The following is a 15,269-nucleotide window of genomic DNA, read 5'->3' on the forward strand; positions in this document are numbered from 1 at the left end:
ACAAACTTTACTTATGTTACAAAAATGGGCTTTCACTTTTGTTTTATTTCTAAGTGTATTATCTGCAAGTGCACAATTTAGAAAGATTCCCGCAGTGGTCACTGACGCTTTCAAAGCAAAGTATGCAACCGCGACGGGCGTTGAATGGAAGGATAGGCTTACCGCTTTTGAGGCTAATTTCAAAGTAGGTGAAAAAGATATGAAAGCCTCTTTTACATCTAAAGGTGAATGGTTAAAAACTGAGTCGAACTTTACGTACAACAGTTTGCCACTGGAAGTAAAAGATGGTTTTAAGAAAAGTAAGTATGCAGATTTAACTGTAACAGGTGTAATGCAAGTTGAAGAAAAGGAAAAAGGTGTCCTCTATAAAATTGCAGTAAAAAAGAATGAGTACAGCAAAAGGAACCTCGTGTTTTCTAAAACAGGACAACTGATCAGCGATAACGGAACTATAATATAATTTAAAGCAAACGATAGGTTTAAGCAAGGGATACATGAAAAGATTATTAGCAATAGTTTTATTGGTTTCTATTTACAATATAGGTTTCGGCCAACCCGACAGATGGCAACAAAGGATCAGCTACAACATTGATGTGAAAATGGATGTCGCTTCAAATAAGTTTGATGGAGTAGAAAGGATCGAATACACTAATAATTCACCTGATACTCTGAACAAAGTCTACTTCCATACTTATTGGAACGCATTTCAACCCAATAGCAGCATGGATGCGAGAAGCAGGGAATTGGGCAAAGTTGTTATTGGAGTGGATAGAAATGGCAAAGACGTGCGCGATTGGGACCCGAGAGTTAAAGACAGAATATTAAATGCAAAGCCAGACGAGATTGGTTACCAGAAAGTATTGTCTGTGAAAACTAATGGCAGACCACAAAAATTAAAAGAACACGAAACAATTCTGGAGGTCATTTTAGACAAACCAATTCTACCTAAGACAAAGGTGTCTTTTGACGTAAGCTTCCAGGCCCAGGTTCCCATACAAATTCGCCGCAGTGGAAGAGATAATGCACAGGGTGTTAAGTATAGCATGGCTCAGTGGTACCCGAAAATGGTCGAGTACGACTACCAGGGTTGGAATGCGAATCAATATATTGCCCGCGAGTTTTACGGCGTTTGGGGTGATTACAATGTAAAAATTAGTATCGACAAAAGTTACTTGGTTGCGGCTTCCGGGACGTTGCAAAATGCAAATCAAATAGGGTTTGGTTACGAAGATGAAGGAGCCAAAGTTGTAAAACCTGCAGGCAATAACCTGACATGGAATTTTGTAGCTCAAAATGTGCACGATTTTGTATGGGCAGCTGACCCGAATTATGCAATGATAAAACGACAGGTCAAGAACGGTCCACTCCTGTTTATCATTTATAAAAACGTAGACAGCTTTAGAGCGCCTTTTCAGAAATTAGCTGATACTGTTGAACTCGCTTATCCTGTGATGGCCAAAACTTTTGGGGCTTATCCGTACAAAAATTATTCTTTTATACAGGGCGGCGATGGAGGGATGGAATATCCCATGGCTACCCTCATTAAGAATGCTGGTATTGGAACTGCAGTCCATGAGTGGATGCATAGCTGGTACCAGGGCATGATGGGTACTAATGAGAGTTTACATCCCTGGATGGACGAGGGCTTTACTACTTACGCAGAAGAAAGGGTAATGGCTCAGCTAAGACAAAAGAAAGCATTTGAGCAAGATGCAAGTTATGACAGCTATTACAAGCTGGTTAAAAGCGGCTTTGCAGAACCAATGACTACTCATTCTGATCATTACAGCACTAATTATGCGTATGGTCAAAACGCTTACTCAAAGGGCGCAGTGTTTATGGCCCAGCTTGGGTACATAACCGGAGATAAAGTGCGAGACCAAATACTACATGATTATTACAGGCAATGGCGATTTAAGCATCCAAACCCAAATGATTTTATACGAGTTGCTGAAAAGGCTAGTGGCATGCAATTGCAATGGTACAGGGAATATTGGGTAAATACTACAAAGACAATTGACTACGCTATTGATAGTTTATGGGAAGATGGTGCGAAAACAAAAATTCGTATCAGAAGGATAGGAGAGATGCCAATGCCAATTGATGTGCAACTGACGTTTAAAGACGGGAGTAAAGAATTGCACTACATTCCATTAGACCTGATGCTAGGAGAGAAGCCGGTTGAAGACGCTTCTATTTCCCGAACAGTTCACCAGGAGTGGAGATGGACTCATCCAAACTACGTATTCGAAACAACTCGCAAACTCCTAGATGTAACGCAGGTGGAAATAGACCCTTCAGAACGCCTAGCGGATATAAATAAGCGGAACAATATTTTGAAAATAGCCTGGTAAATTCGTCTACTGCGGTTTCTTATTTTGGGCGAGAGTCTCAACAAATGATGCTTTCAGGCTGTTACATTGTCAACAGTAACTTTGTAAAAAACAGGAAATGGGTATTTGGAGGCAAATAGCGGAGTATTTATACATCAAAAAAAGAGATCCAAACGAGCCGAGAACACAGTGGATGAAGTATATGCATGGCATGAATCGCCTGTCTATTCTGATATTTTTAGTCGCAATAATTATTATGATTATAAGGCTGGTTATTATACCAATGTTTCGATAAGCAAAAAGTCCTTTTATTGCAGCAATAAGATGTGAGTTAAGCCATTACTTCCAGCGTAGCTCCAATTCCCCTATCAGTAATAGCGTCGCACTGAGGTTTTAAATCATCGTAGTTTCCGTTTTTTACTGCATACTTTCCTTTGGTATGTATCAACATCGCGCACTGTTCTGCCTGCTCTTCCGAATGCCCACACACCTCAACCAATGTTTCAATAACCCACTCAAAAGTATTAACCTCATCGTTCCAAACGACAATTTGAAAAAGCTTTTCGAAATCTGTTAGTACGTCTACCCCGGTTTCTTCCAGCGTTTCTGTTCCTGGCACCATATCTTCTATTTTTTGCAAAGTTATCCTTAATACATTTTCAAATTGCGGATGCTTTTATAAAATTCTCATATCGTTTAACCGCAGTCTTAAGATGACTCGGGGTTCGATTAGTATCTATAGGAGGTCTAATATTATTATAGCAAGCGTTCGGTTGTATATAAAAAACTACCTGAATTTGTTTAAAGTAAGAAGATATTTTTTCAATCAGTCTTTTACTTTGTTGCCTTTTCTACCAATTTGTACCTAGAAGTAGGTCAAGTAAAAAGTAGGTTTGGATGAAAAAGATATGCCTTTACAAATCGACGGAAAAGCCCTTATTGCAGAAGCAGTAAAAGAATATATGTGAAGCAATATTATAATAAGAAAAAAACTATCAAAAATGTTCAATACTTGCTAACACCAGTTCTAAAATACTTTTTTTATATAAACTGATAATCAATACTTTTATGATACCCCAATTTTTCTAACGAACATTAAAGCTTTATGAAAGTTATCCAAGTTATTAGCTTAATTCTTACGTTTTCGTCAGTTATTATGATTGTTTATGTTAGCGTATCAAATTATTACGCAACCAGGAAAGAGGCAAGAAAAATTTGAAACAGACATTTAACCCTTTTAACAAAGAAGCACCGTGACAGGTGCTTTTTTGATTCTGTAAGTTCCTCTAACAAAGCTGATTTGATTTCATTGTCCCAGTACTTAAAGCGAAATTTAAGGGTATTTTTTCAAGTTTTGGCCAGGAAATTAGCTAGGCTTGTACCAAGAATATAAGCCCATCCTGCTGCGAAATTTTCTTTTGCCAAATCCCGATTATCGGCAGGAAATGTTTCAAGACCTTCGTGAGTTAATGTTAGTCGAGTGCGGGTGTCTTCGGGAGAAAGTTTGAAAGTTACCAATGACCTACCTACATAGCCCTCGTACTGCCAACTGTAAACCAGTTTGCTGCCTTCAACTACTTCGACGACTTTGCATAGGTGCAAGTAGGTCCGTTCATCTTTACCACCTTTAAACGAAAATTCAAAACCTACTATTGGCTTAAATTCTTCCAGTTCAAAATACCAATGTTTCATTTGATCCTTGTCAGTGATTGCAGTCCAAACTTTATCAATGGAAGCATTGTAAGTATATTCAATTACCACCGGATCATCAGCCATCTGGATGTGTTTTTGGTATAAATAAAAAACCGGACGAACCTGGTCAGGCCGTCCGAAATAATAATTTATAGAGCTTCAAAAATTCTACACGATTGCATGCATTATTGCTCAAACCATAAAAAATCTTTCGTTCTAATTTCCGGATCGCCACTGCCACCATCAAGAGTCAATATTTCCTCAGGTCGTGTTACAATGATCTCCGGCTTGCCTTTGTAATCCAATAGTTTACCGGTCACACAAACATGCTTACCAGCATAAGTATCTTCTGGTTTTGCTGTAAAATTTTTACGGTCCTCAGGGTTTATTACAATTGTTAACTTGTTGTTAGGAGCAACTCCACCCATATTTAGCAGGGTAGGTTGTGTTTTTGAATGTTCAAGAAATCGTGTGCCTGAAACCTTATCGCAAATTGTAACAGTCTTTCCTATGTTTTTAGCAGCATCATCAAGAGATACCTTTGTTTGGGCCAAGCCGCAGACGGTGAAAAACAAGCCAGCCGTTATAAAGGGTAAAATCTTTTTCATATTAGATATTTAAAGGTTGAAAATACCAATAATTCTAATATCGTAACCTTTTCGTACATTATTTTTTGAAAAGCAAAACTAGTAATTGATGCTAACGCTAAAAAGACTCAGGCAAGTGTAAAATCAATTAAAATTAATTTCAGTTCCTGCCAAATGTAAAATGTGCTTGTCTGATTTCGGGTTAGCTTCAGAACGCGGCTATTTTTCTCCGAACACTTTTGTCAACCTCCAAGGATCTTTGGAAGTAGTTATATTATTAAATTTAATTTGGGCAGGTTTTCTTTTATAGGTATATATCCTGGTTAAACCAGTAATCTATTGCATCTGGTTTAAATAGAATGGCGAGTACATCAAACTGAATCCATTTCCATCCCGGGTGCTGGTGTTGATATTGTTCGGCAGCATCTTTTAAGTTCTTCATTTTTTGCTTATTGATGCTTTCTTCGGGGTTGCCGAATTTAGTGCTGCGCCGCGTTTTTACTTCTATAAAATGGAGAGTGTCTCCCTTTTCTGCAATAATATCGACCTCGAGGTGCCGACATCTCCAGTTTAGCTCTTTCATTTTATAACCCCGTTCCTTCAGCCATTCGAGAGCCAACCGCTCACCGGCAAAACCCGTTTCATTGTGCTCTGCCATATTGTTATTATTTTCGGCACAAGTAAATTAAGATATTAAAGTGAAACACAGAATATTCAAGCTGCAGGGGAAAGTTCAACACTATGCATGGGGTGGTTACGACTTTATTCCTGACCTGTTGGGATTTGAAAATTCAGCCAATCAACCTTGTGCAGAGTACTGGATGGGCGCTCACCCAAGTGCTTCAGGAAAGCTTGAAACAGAAGACGGTTTACAGCCGTGGTATCAGCTGATACAGCAAGAGCCGGTGGATCATCTGGGTGAAAAGGTATATGAGAAATTTGGCGAACTGCCTTATCTGCTTAAGGTGCTTGACGTGCGGGAAATGTTGTCTATACAAGTACATCCCACAAAAGAGGAAGCAAGAAAAGGCTTTGAGAGAGAGGAAGCAGAAGGCGTACCTGTAAATGCTGCTCATCGAAATTATAAAGACAAAAATCACAAGCCCGAAGTGATGGTCGCATTGGGTGAATTTTGGTTGCTGCACGGTTTTAAAAAAGAGGAAGCATTGCAACAGGTGTTGGATACCGTGCCTGAATTTAATTTTTTAAGCAAAGTGTTTGCCGACACCGGCTATTATGGCTTATATAAAATGGTGATGGAAATGCCGCAGGAAGAGTCAGACAATTTACTGATGTCTTTAGTAGAACGCGAAATCACTACTCCTCATACGAAAGATCAACCGGGTTACTGGGTTTCTAAATTGTATAACGGGGTCCTGCCTTCTGGCAATGTTGATAAGGGGTTGTTTTCGATTTACTTTTTCAATATTGTTCGGGTAGAGGAGGGCGGGGCGGTTTTCCAGGGAGCCGGAGTACCGCACGCGTATCTGGAGGGGCAGAATGTTGAGCTCATGGCCAATAGTGATAACGTGCTTAGGGGAGGTTTAACTCCGAAACATGTGGATGTACCCGAACTTCTAAAGCACATAGTATTTGAAGGAATCGAGCCAAACATTTTAAAGGGCGAAGTATCTACAACGGGAGACATAGCTTATTCTTTGCCTGTTGAAGATTTCGGAATAAGTGCTATAAAACTTGAAAACGGGCGAGAATACGTTTCCAAAAGCCGGTCGGCAGAAATTTTTCTTGTAATGAAAGGTGAAGCTCGCTGCGATAACATTAGCTGTAAAAGAGGAGAGTCATTTGTAGTGCTTCCGGGAGAGGAGTACACGATCCGAGGTATCGAAGATGTACTTTTATACAAGGCGTTCGTGCCTATTGACCGCAGCTGACAATTTTTTTCAAACTTCTGTTAATCGTATGGCCCTCGTACAAAAGTTGAAATTTTAGGCTATTTTTGCCATGAATAAGAAAATAAAAATGAACAAACAAAACAACAAATTGCTTCTTTCAGCGGGTTTATTAATTGTTGCTGCCGCATTTACCAGGATGTTTCCACACGCACCGAATTTTACAGCTGTAGGTGCAATAGCAGTTTTTGGAGGCTCAGTTATCAAAGATAAAAAGCTTGCATTCCTAATGCCGTTGGGTGCTTTGCTGCTGTCTGACGTTTGTCTTCAGTTATTTACAGAAACCAAAGGTTTTTACGGAACTACGCAGTTTTTTGTTTATGCTGCTTTCATCATTATTACGGCTCTTTCTACTTTTATGCAAAAAAGGTCTGTAACCAATATCGCTTTAGCCGCCGTTTGGAGCGGTGCTATTTTCTTTGTTCTTTCAAATATGGGCGTTTGGGCAAGCAGTAATTTTTACCCTAAGTCTTTTGCCGGGTTAAGCGCTTGTTATGCTGCTGCTATCCCATTTTATAAGAATGAGTTTTTTGGAAATTTCATCCTTAACTCAATCATGGGAAATGTCTTTTATTCAGCTCTTTTATTTACTGCCTATGCAGTAATGGAAAGAAAAACTACTATGCAAGAAGCGATCGCATAATCGCTCTCTAAATCATATTAAAAAGTACTGCCCTTGCGGCGGGATTTTTTTGTCCTTTTTTTATCTAGTCATGCAAATTCTTGCCCGTTAGTTTGGTAATAACATCCCGGTAAGTCTCCCCAACAGGAAGTTCATTATCCTTAATAAACACACTATTTTTTCTAATGGCTGAAATGCTGTCAGTGCTTACGAGATAAGACTTGTGAATGCGTATAAACTTCGCAGCTGGTAACTGTTCTTCCAAAACCCTCATTGTCATTCTTGCTACAATTGGTTTGGTCGTGCTTTTTAAATGCACTTTTATGTAATCACGAAGACTTTCTATGTATAAGATGTCATTGAAGAAAACTTTGAGCAAGCTATAATCAACGTTCAGAAAAAAATGATCAGAAGTGATCGGCGCGATGCTTTCTTTATTCTGTGTTTTTAGTTGGTACAGCTCGCTTGCTTTGTTACAAGCTTTCATAAAGCGATCGATTGCCACCGGTTTTACCAGGTAGTCCACCACATCAAGATCGTAGCTATCGAGGGCATATTGCTTATAAGCGGTTATCAATATCACCATTGGTTTTTTTGCAAGGCTTTTTATGAATTGCAAGCCCGTTAATCCCGGCATTTGAATATCAATAAAAATGAGGTCTATATTATTTTCCTGCAAAACTTTAGTAGCCTCGAAGGCATCGGTACAAGCGGCTACCAGTTTAAGGTTTGGCACCTTGCTAATGTTGTCTTCGAGCAGGGCAAGAGCCAAAGGTTCGTCGTCGACGGCTATACAGTTAAGCATTATTGTAAGTTAAGTTTTAAAGAAATACGGAACCACCCGTTTTGCCGGGTTATTAACAGCTCATGCTGGTTGCCGTACAACAAATTTAAACGGCGTGTTACGTTTGGCAGGCCTATACCCGAAGTCTTGTCTTTTACTTCTTCCGTGTCGGTATTGTACTTATTTCTTACTTCAAAAGACAGCTGCTTATTCTCGGTACGAAGGCTTATGTTTATTTCCGGATCTTCAATCATTCCAACGCCGTGTTTAAAGGCATTTTCAACAAACGGGATCAACATCATTGGTTCGATTGACAGCCAGTCTTCTTTTGCGTCAAGTGACACATTCATTTTCACTTTCGAACCGAACCGTTGTTTCTGAAGGTCTATATAGCTATGCAAGTATTCTATTTCTGTACCCAATAACACCTTTTCTTCGTCGGTTTCATAGAGCATATACTGCATCAAATTCGACAGCTTCATGATCGTTGGCTCTAACTGATCACTTTTTAATCTTGCCAAAGCCACCATGTTATTCAGAACGTTAAAAACAAAATGCGGACTTATCTGTGAACGCAAAAAAGAGAGTTCGCTTTTTAAATTTTCTTCCTGTTTTTCTTGCAGAAGGCGGTCGCTTTCGGCTTTGTCCCAGAAAAGTTTATAAGTTATACTTGCCGCAATTGTGAGAAGAAAGGTTGTCAAATTAAAACTTGCCGACATTCTGAAAACAAACTTTCTTACTTTAATTAATTCTGTAAAAAGCAGGCCGTGAAACACCATAATAACACAATAAACCGCTACCAATATAAGTATGTACTGCAGGTATTTCCTCGTGTAAATAAAACGCTCAGTTAACACAAATGCATTGAGGTAGAAAACTCCGATCCAAAAAACGCTGGTGATCAGGTTAAGATATAAAAAGCCTTCCTCGTCCGGACTTTTAGCTTTTTGCCGATCGTAGGGCGAGCGCAGCAAGTAAGGCAAAGAAAGAATCAGAACCCATGCAGCAACATGTAACGAAACGCTTAACCACTTTTTATTTATTTGAAATTTTCTCATTGTTTCATTGATACTATGTACCCGGCTTTATACTTCTATGTTACTTCCGTTGCGTCGCACCCTTTTACTTTATAGCCAATATCAGCAAGAACCCCAAAGTGAAATAGCAACCAGCCATTCACTTTTGAAGTTATATATTTTGATAAACCTCGAAGGCTTTATTCATCATTCGGAACATCCAATAACGGCGCAAGGATGGGCACATTTACTCTCTATCTCATTGGCAAGCTAAAGTAATTTGTAGCTAGCCCATCTTCAGGCGAATGCTGCAAACCTCAGAAACAACGCGGCAAACCGGAAAAAGAGTAGGAATTGGCCTAGCGTTTTTAACGCCAGGTTCAGGAGTTCGTTCACGGTTTCGAAACAATACCAATCATTTTCTCCCTTTGGCAAAATTGATGCAATTTTTGTTTAAAGCTTTCAATCCAAGTGTGGGCCTGCTTCTATTAAGCGGAAGCACACTTTGAATGATTTGGATAAAGATTTGTCCTTTTTATAAAATTGTAAAGCCTGCTGATTGGGTTACAAAAGTACAAGTGAGTGACACAACGATGTAGCCTGATGATTTACAGCTCGCTAAAAAACCTAGTCACGCTACCCGGCAAAAGCATTTTATTACTTCTCTCCAATAACTTTTCTTTGCGGTATGGATAAGAAAAAGCGTTCGGTACTGATATTGATCCTGGGTTTACTTTGTGCAATCGGGCCTTTTTCGATTGATATGTACCTTCCGGGCTTTCCGGCGATCGCTGCAAACCTGCACACATCAGTTGATTATGTTGCTTACTCACTATCAAGCTTTTTTATAGGCATTTGTATAGGTCAATTATTGTGTGGTCCTTTACTCGATCGTTTCGGCAGGAAAAAGCCATTGATCACGGGCCTCGTTTTATACATCGTTGCGTCCATTGGCTGTTCTCTGTCAAAATCCGTAGAAGTGTTGATAGCTTTTCGTTTTTTACAAGCGCTTGGCGGATGCGTGGGCATGGTAGCACCAAACGCAATTATCAGAGATGTATTTCCTGTGGAAGAAAATGCGAAAATATTCTCGTTGCTGATATTGATACTAGGCGTATCGCCGATACTTGCGCCAACAGCGGGCAGTTATATTATTGCTGCCTTTGGCTGGCCCGTGGTATTCATTGTGTTGGCGGTAGTAACAGTTTTAATCTTATTGGCAGTTATTTTCTGGTTGCCCGAAAGTAAAATGGCTGATCCGTCGTTTTCACTTCGTCCTAAACCTATTCTCACAGGTTTCGCCAACGTATTGAAAGAGCCGCAATTCTATACTTATGCTTTTGCTGGCGCAACTGCTTCTGCAGGACTATTTGCCTACCTCGCAGGATCGCCCTTTGTCTTTATGGAATTGTACGGTGTGAGTGAAAAGCAGTACGGTCTTATCTTTTCGGTAATCGCCGTCGGCCTCATTGGCAGCAGCCAGCTTAACAACGTAATCTTGAAAAAGTACAATAGCGCTCAGATAATAAGAGTGGTATTGATAACCCAATCTACAATAGGACTTCTATTAGTAGCCGGAACGGCAATGGGTCTGGTGAACGTTTATAGCAGCATATTTTTAATGTTTTTGTTTCTAAGTTGCCAGGGGTTTACTTTTCCCAACTCTGCTGCGCTGGCAATGTCACCTTTCTCAAAAGGCGCAGGAAGTGCATCTGCATTAATGGGCGCTTTACAAATGGGCTGCGGTGCTGTCGCTTCTGCGCTTGTCGGTTTATTTTTTAATGGCACTGCTTTGCCAATGGCCGCGGTAATGGCCGGTTGCAGTTTGATTGGATTAGCCATTCTCCTCATTGGCAGGAAAACAATAGAATATAAAGCACGTCCCGAAGATGTAAAAGCGGAGTGCTTAGAATTAATGGAGAAATACTAAGATTGCCTTAAGAAATCGATGCTCATTTAAGAGCGAGTTCTTAGTCCAATAACTCTACTCTCGCCACATTATTTAGGGGTAGGGTATGAGGCTCATCAAGGGTGTAACTGGTAGAGTCTTTCATATACATATGAATTTCATGACTTGTTCCTGTTCTCTGTGTTTGACCCGCCCGGGAGGTGGGATTTTTAAAATAAACAAGCCGAAGCGAGTCGACTTTATCAAGCGTTACAGTCAACTGCTTTTTTGCCTTGTCTACATCAACAGAAGTAACGGTGTAAAAGTTGATGCCTGACTGCATGATGAAATATCGTTTGTTCTTTTGCGCACGTTCAATAATTCTGGGATAAGAAGAAGCGTCTGTGACAGGGCCGGAGTTATAACCAGCACTTGTGCATCCCCAAAAAGCGAATAAAATAAATGCTGCAAAAATGGTGGCGATATAAAACCTTGAGTACTTCATAGAAATTTTTTTGGTTGATGGAACTAAAATTAGTTGTTGTTATTTCTAAAATTATTGATTTTATGTTGCTGACTGCTTTGCACAATAAACAAGCACATTAGTAGAAACAATGAAAACTGGGCCAGCCGTGAAAGTTAACTTTTTAAGGCAATTTTTTATAAGGAAGTTAGGGGTAGATGTCACCGTTTTTCGTTTCTATGACTTAAATTTGGCCATAGTTTATTTCTACTCTTATCAAAAGTTTACTCATTTATCAAATCTGTCTTATTTACAAAACATTTACTAATCGCCATTTAAAAAAAACACTTGTTATATGGATAATAACTCGCAAGACCAATCGAGGAGAAATTTTATTAAAACCGGCTCACTTGCAGCCGCAGGCTTTTTTATTGTCCCCCGTCACGTTTTAGGAAGGGGATTTGTCGCTCCTAGCGATAAACTTAATATTGGTGCGATAGGCGCCGGTGGTAAAGGGCAAAGCGATATCGCTGCCTTTTTCAAATCAGGCAATGCTAACATCGTGGCACTTTGCGATGTGGATGATCGCCAGGCTGCAAAAACAAGAACTGCTTTTCCTAAAGCAACTTATTACAAAGACTACCGCGAAATGCTGGACAAGGAAAAGAAAAACATCGATGCTGTTTCTGTTTCCATTCCTGACCACGGACATGCGGTGCCAGCATTAATGGCAATGCAAATGGGTAAGCACGTGTACGTACAGAAGCCAATGACTCACGATATTTACGAAGCAAGAGTTTTGACTGAAGCAGCGCGTCGCTACAAAGTGGTAACACAAATGGGCAACCAGGGTTCTTCAGGGGATGGTGTTCGCCAGATGCAGGATTGGTACAATGCAGGATTGATCGGTGATGCCCATACCATCCGTTGTTGGACAAACCGCCCGGTGTGGCCGCAGGGTAACGGATACCCAACTACAAAAGATGAAATACCAAAGGAACTTGATTGGGAATTGTGGCTTGGTCCAACTAAGTTTCACGAATATCATACTGCGTTTGTTCCTTTCAACTGGCGCGGGTATTGGGATTTTGGAACAGGGGCATTAGGCGATATGGGTTGTCATATCATCGATCCGCCATTTAAAGTTGTTGGACTTGGTTACCCTTCGGAAGTAGAATGCAGCGTAGCTGATATCTATGAGAAAATGTGGACGCCTGCTTATCACCCTGAAAGCTGTCCGCCTGCTTCATCTATCAAAATGAAATTCCCGATGAAAAAAGGTAAACCTGATGTGAAACTAACGTGGATGGATGGTAACATCAGGCCAGAACGTCCGGAAGAATTGGGTGCAGACGAACCAATGGGTAACTCTGATGGCGGTGCGATCATAGAAGGTACTAAAGGAAAAATGATGTGTGGTTGCTATGGAGCAAATCCAACATTATTGCCTACATCAAAAACCAAAGACTACATGACTGTAAAACAAACAGTCGAAAGGGTACCTGGGGGACAGGAAGGCCACTACGCTCAATGGGTAAACGCAGCAATAGCTGGTTATGGTAAAGGCAAGACAAGCTCTAATTTTGATTATGCTGGTCCGCTTACCGAGACTGTACTTTTTGCAAATCTTGCCCTTCGTAGCTGGAACCTGAAAGATCCTACCGGAAAAACTTTCATAGGAAGAAAGAAACTTTTGTGGGATGCAGAGAACATGAAAGTGACAAATTTTGACGAAGCAAATCAATTTGTAAAAAGAGAATATCGTGAAGGATATGCATTAAAAGCATAATTGAACGAACTGATAAAAGAGTCAAAAGAGGTTGCCAGTTGGTGGCCTCTTTTGATTTATTTATATTTCTTGTTTCGGGGTTTTTGCAGTTTTGGAAAGTAATACGGTATAGATAAAATCAAAAACAAAACAGCTAAGGCCTAAGAACAAAACGAATGGCGATTTTGCTCCAAAGAGTATAGTTGGTGCAAGCGTTCCTATCATTTTTAAAACGGCAATTGCTACCGATTGCCCTTGCCTGCTTTTCCTGTTGTTAAGCATTGAAATAAATAACAGTGACATCATGAGGTTTTGTACGAAGGCTGCGTACATACCTTGAGAGTGATCTAACTCAACAGACATAAAGTACACAAACAGGTAACCAACAATAAGCCCCAGTAAAGAGTATGGATAAAACACACTTTCAGGTACGTTCTTTGGCCACTCTTTCTTTCCATACATAACGTAGGTAACCAGGATAACAACGTCAAATGCTAACCAGATCCTGTTGATTATTCCTTGTAGCCCCAACTGGTCAGGAATTAAAACGAAAGAAAAAATAAACTCCCAACCGACGTTAAATGCCAAAGCCCAAAAAGGCATACCGTAAGTCTTATCGCGAAAAGAGCGGATAATGATAAGGATATAAACTGTGGTCCAGCAAAGGCCACTAACAATAGTGAGAACTGTCTTAAGAGTTGCACCTATTTCCATGCAAGACTGGAATTTGTCATAAAATATTCACCTGTTTTCAAAACAGACCAATACCTGGCTAGTCACTTGTTCTGACTCTTTTTAAAACTAATATTCTTTGTCTTTAAAACAAATCCTGCTTAGAAAAATAATTTATTGAGCTTGAAGGTTTGATCGTTTTTAAGCTGTTTTTCTGAAGGACGTAAATGAAAAATAACTTATCAGCAAACTATAATTTATAACCCAGTCCGAATTGGATTGACGTTAAAATCCCCCTGTTGGCACTATAACTTGTAATGGTGGTTGGGAAATTATATGATAGCCAGGCAAAATACTTTTCGTGGATTACTGCGCCTGCCTGTGTATCTAACAAATACGTTGTAGTTGGCATTGTGGTTATGATTGTTTTTTGTTCGGTTGCGCTGAATTGAATATTATCAACCTGTTTGTTTTTACATAAGATTGTAATTCCACCGCCGGGAGCGATGAATAACTTGAAGTCGGACTTGTTGATAATATTATAACCAAAATGAAAACCTACTGATACCGTAGGCGAAGACTGAAACGTATTCACCTGGGCCGGATATGCAGTAGTACTATTAAAAAATGTAGTAGCAGTATGTTTGAATGCGGAAAGCTTGATTTGCGGGAACAAGAAGAATTTATGGAAGTTTCTGTTGATAGGTAGAATATAGCCGATCGCTACAACCGGTGCGGTAGTAGTAGGATATTCCTTGTTACTATACACCTGGCTTTTATCGCCTGAAAATTTCAAGGAGTTGAGGGACGCTCCGGCAAAAATTACAAAGCGGCCATTGTTAGGACCACCATCTTTCTTAAAACTGCTCTTTCCTTTATTCTGCTTGTTTACAAAAGAAGCAAGGCTTTCTTCGGTATAGATTAGTTGATCAATTTTTTCTTTGTCTGGTTCTGATGTAAATATTTCTTTCAACTGTTGCTTGTATCTCATCGATTCCCAAAAGCTATTATTGATAAGGTTGCCTTTTTGCAGTAACTCGTTGATGTTGTTATTGACAGCGTAAAACAGATTCATCCTGAGATCGTCTTTATACACGTACAATTTTAGTTGTTCGCTTGCAGCAATTTGTCTCAAAAAAGTATTTATTGTATCGTAAGTATCCGCTGTATTGCCTGTTGGTGCATTAGCAAAATCGACAGGGTTCGTCAGGCGAGTGCCGTGGTAAGAGATGTAAGTATCGTAATTATTAATCTCAAAGCTTTTGCAAGTGGCCGGAGTTAGTTGCGACGCAATACCCGTTGTGGTGGGAACAAAACTGACTCTGTCCGGATTGTTGCTCCATTGTTTATAGTTGACGAATGCACCTCTTATTGTGTCGCCAGAGAGGTTGATATAGTAACCTTTGAATTCTTTTTTTTGACTAAACGATTTTAAGGAAACGAAAAAAAATGTAACAACTAGAACAACATAACGGGAAAGCCTTGCGATTGAATTCATATAAAAGTTAAATGTGGCAACAAAACGTAAAAAACG

16 protein-coding genes are annotated in these 15,269 nt (G+C 39.8%); 7 read left to right on the forward strand and 9 right to left on the reverse strand.

Annotation, left to right across the window (positions count from 1 at the left end; genetic code table 11):
- Positions 1–13: 13 nt before the first annotated feature.
- From SAE01_RS00875 to SAE01_RS25135, 3 genes are all read left to right on the forward strand, one after another.
- Positions 14–460, forward strand: a complete 447-nt coding sequence (locus tag SAE01_RS00875) for a PepSY-like domain-containing protein (protein ID WP_147201641.1) — start codon at positions 14–16, stop codon at positions 458–460.
- Positions 461–494: 34 nt separating this feature from the next.
- On the forward strand, positions 495–2,354 hold the full coding sequence (locus SAE01_RS00880; RefSeq protein ID WP_147201642.1) for a M1 family metallopeptidase: 1,860 nt from the start codon (positions 495–497) through the stop codon (positions 2,352–2,354).
- A 97-nt stretch (positions 2,355–2,451) separates the two neighbouring features.
- Entirely contained in the window at positions 2,452–2,628 is a 177-nt protein-coding gene (locus tag SAE01_RS25135) for a DUF6728 family protein (RefSeq protein WP_307725110.1), read from the forward strand.
- A 36-nt stretch (positions 2,629–2,664) separates the two neighbouring features.
- Here the strand turns inward: SAE01_RS25135 and SAE01_RS00885 are convergent, their stop codons facing one another.
- From SAE01_RS00885 to SAE01_RS00900, 4 genes are all read right to left on the reverse strand, one after another.
- A complete protein-coding gene (locus SAE01_RS00885) occupies positions 2,665–2,955 on the reverse strand; it encodes an ATP-dependent Clp protease adaptor ClpS (protein ID WP_147201643.1) in 291 nt (96 codons plus the stop codon).
- A gap of 725 nt (positions 2,956–3,680) precedes the next feature.
- Entirely contained in the window at positions 3,681–4,109 is a 429-nt protein-coding gene (locus SAE01_RS00890) for an SRPBCC family protein (RefSeq protein ID WP_147201644.1), read from the reverse strand.
- A gap of 101 nt (positions 4,110–4,210) precedes the next feature.
- Positions 4,211–4,633 carry a hypothetical protein gene (locus SAE01_RS00895; RefSeq protein WP_147201645.1) on the reverse strand — a complete coding sequence of 141 codons (423 nt, stop codon included), beginning with the start codon at positions 4,631–4,633 and terminating at the stop codon, positions 4,211–4,213.
- A gap of 283 nt (positions 4,634–4,916) precedes the next feature.
- Positions 4,917–5,270: a YraN family protein gene (locus tag SAE01_RS00900; RefSeq protein WP_147201646.1), complete on the reverse strand. Its 354-nt coding sequence runs from the start codon at positions 5,268–5,270 to the stop codon at positions 4,917–4,919.
- Between the two features lie 40 nt (positions 5,271–5,310).
- Between SAE01_RS00900 and manA the strand changes: the two genes are divergently transcribed.
- Both manA and SAE01_RS00910 read left to right on the forward strand, forming a co-directional pair.
- Entirely contained in the window at positions 5,311–6,504 is a 1,194-nt protein-coding gene (gene manA / locus SAE01_RS00905; protein WP_147201647.1) for a mannose-6-phosphate isomerase, class I, read from the forward strand.
- 88 nt (positions 6,505–6,592) lie between these two features.
- A complete protein-coding gene (locus SAE01_RS00910; protein ID WP_147201648.1) occupies positions 6,593–7,165 on the forward strand; it encodes a DUF6580 family putative transport protein in 573 nt (190 codons plus the stop codon).
- Between the two features lie 64 nt (positions 7,166–7,229).
- On the opposite strand, the gene SAE01_RS00915 is transcribed toward SAE01_RS00910, so the two are convergent.
- A complete protein-coding gene (locus tag SAE01_RS00915) occupies positions 7,230–7,949 on the reverse strand; it encodes a LytR/AlgR family response regulator transcription factor (protein ID WP_147201649.1) in 720 nt (239 codons plus the stop codon).
- Positions 7,949–8,986 carry a sensor histidine kinase gene (locus SAE01_RS00920; RefSeq protein WP_147201650.1) on the reverse strand — a complete coding sequence of 346 codons (1,038 nt, stop codon included), beginning with the start codon at positions 8,984–8,986 and terminating at the stop codon, positions 7,949–7,951. Before SAE01_RS00920 ends, SAE01_RS00915 begins: the two co-directional genes overlap by 1 nt.
- A 646-nt stretch (positions 8,987–9,632) precedes the next feature.
- Between SAE01_RS00920 and SAE01_RS00925 the strand changes: the two genes are divergently transcribed.
- Entirely contained in the window at positions 9,633–10,874 is a 1,242-nt protein-coding gene (locus SAE01_RS00925; RefSeq protein ID WP_147201651.1) for a multidrug effflux MFS transporter, read from the forward strand.
- Positions 10,875–10,914: 40 nt separating this feature from the next.
- Here the strand turns inward: SAE01_RS00925 and SAE01_RS00930 are convergent, their stop codons facing one another.
- Positions 10,915–11,337, reverse strand: coding sequence for a hypothetical protein (locus tag SAE01_RS00930; RefSeq protein ID WP_147201652.1), 423 nt, complete (start codon positions 11,335–11,337; stop codon positions 10,915–10,917).
- 313 nt (positions 11,338–11,650) lie between these two features.
- Here SAE01_RS00930 and SAE01_RS00935 point away from each other — a divergent pair, with 313 nt between their 5' ends.
- Positions 11,651–13,084: a Gfo/Idh/MocA family protein gene (locus tag SAE01_RS00935; protein WP_147201653.1), complete on the forward strand. Its 1,434-nt coding sequence runs from the start codon at positions 11,651–11,653 to the stop codon at positions 13,082–13,084.
- A 60-nt stretch (positions 13,085–13,144) separates the two neighbouring features.
- On the opposite strand, the gene SAE01_RS00940 is transcribed toward SAE01_RS00935, so the two are convergent.
- A complete protein-coding gene (locus SAE01_RS00940) occupies positions 13,145–13,777 on the reverse strand; it encodes a transmembrane-type terpene cyclase (RefSeq protein WP_147201654.1) in 633 nt (210 codons plus the stop codon).
- 208 nt (positions 13,778–13,985) lie between these two features.
- The gene (locus tag SAE01_RS00945) at positions 13,986–15,233 is read right to left on the reverse strand and encodes a hypothetical protein (protein ID WP_147201655.1); all 1,248 of its coding nucleotides are present in this window, start codon (positions 15,231–15,233) and stop codon (positions 13,986–13,988) included.
- Positions 15,234–15,269 lie beyond the last annotated feature (36 nt).

It is taken from the genome of Segetibacter aerophilus (assembly GCF_007991655.1).
Lineage (GTDB): Bacteria > Bacteroidota > Bacteroidia > Chitinophagales > Chitinophagaceae > Segetibacter > Segetibacter aerophilus.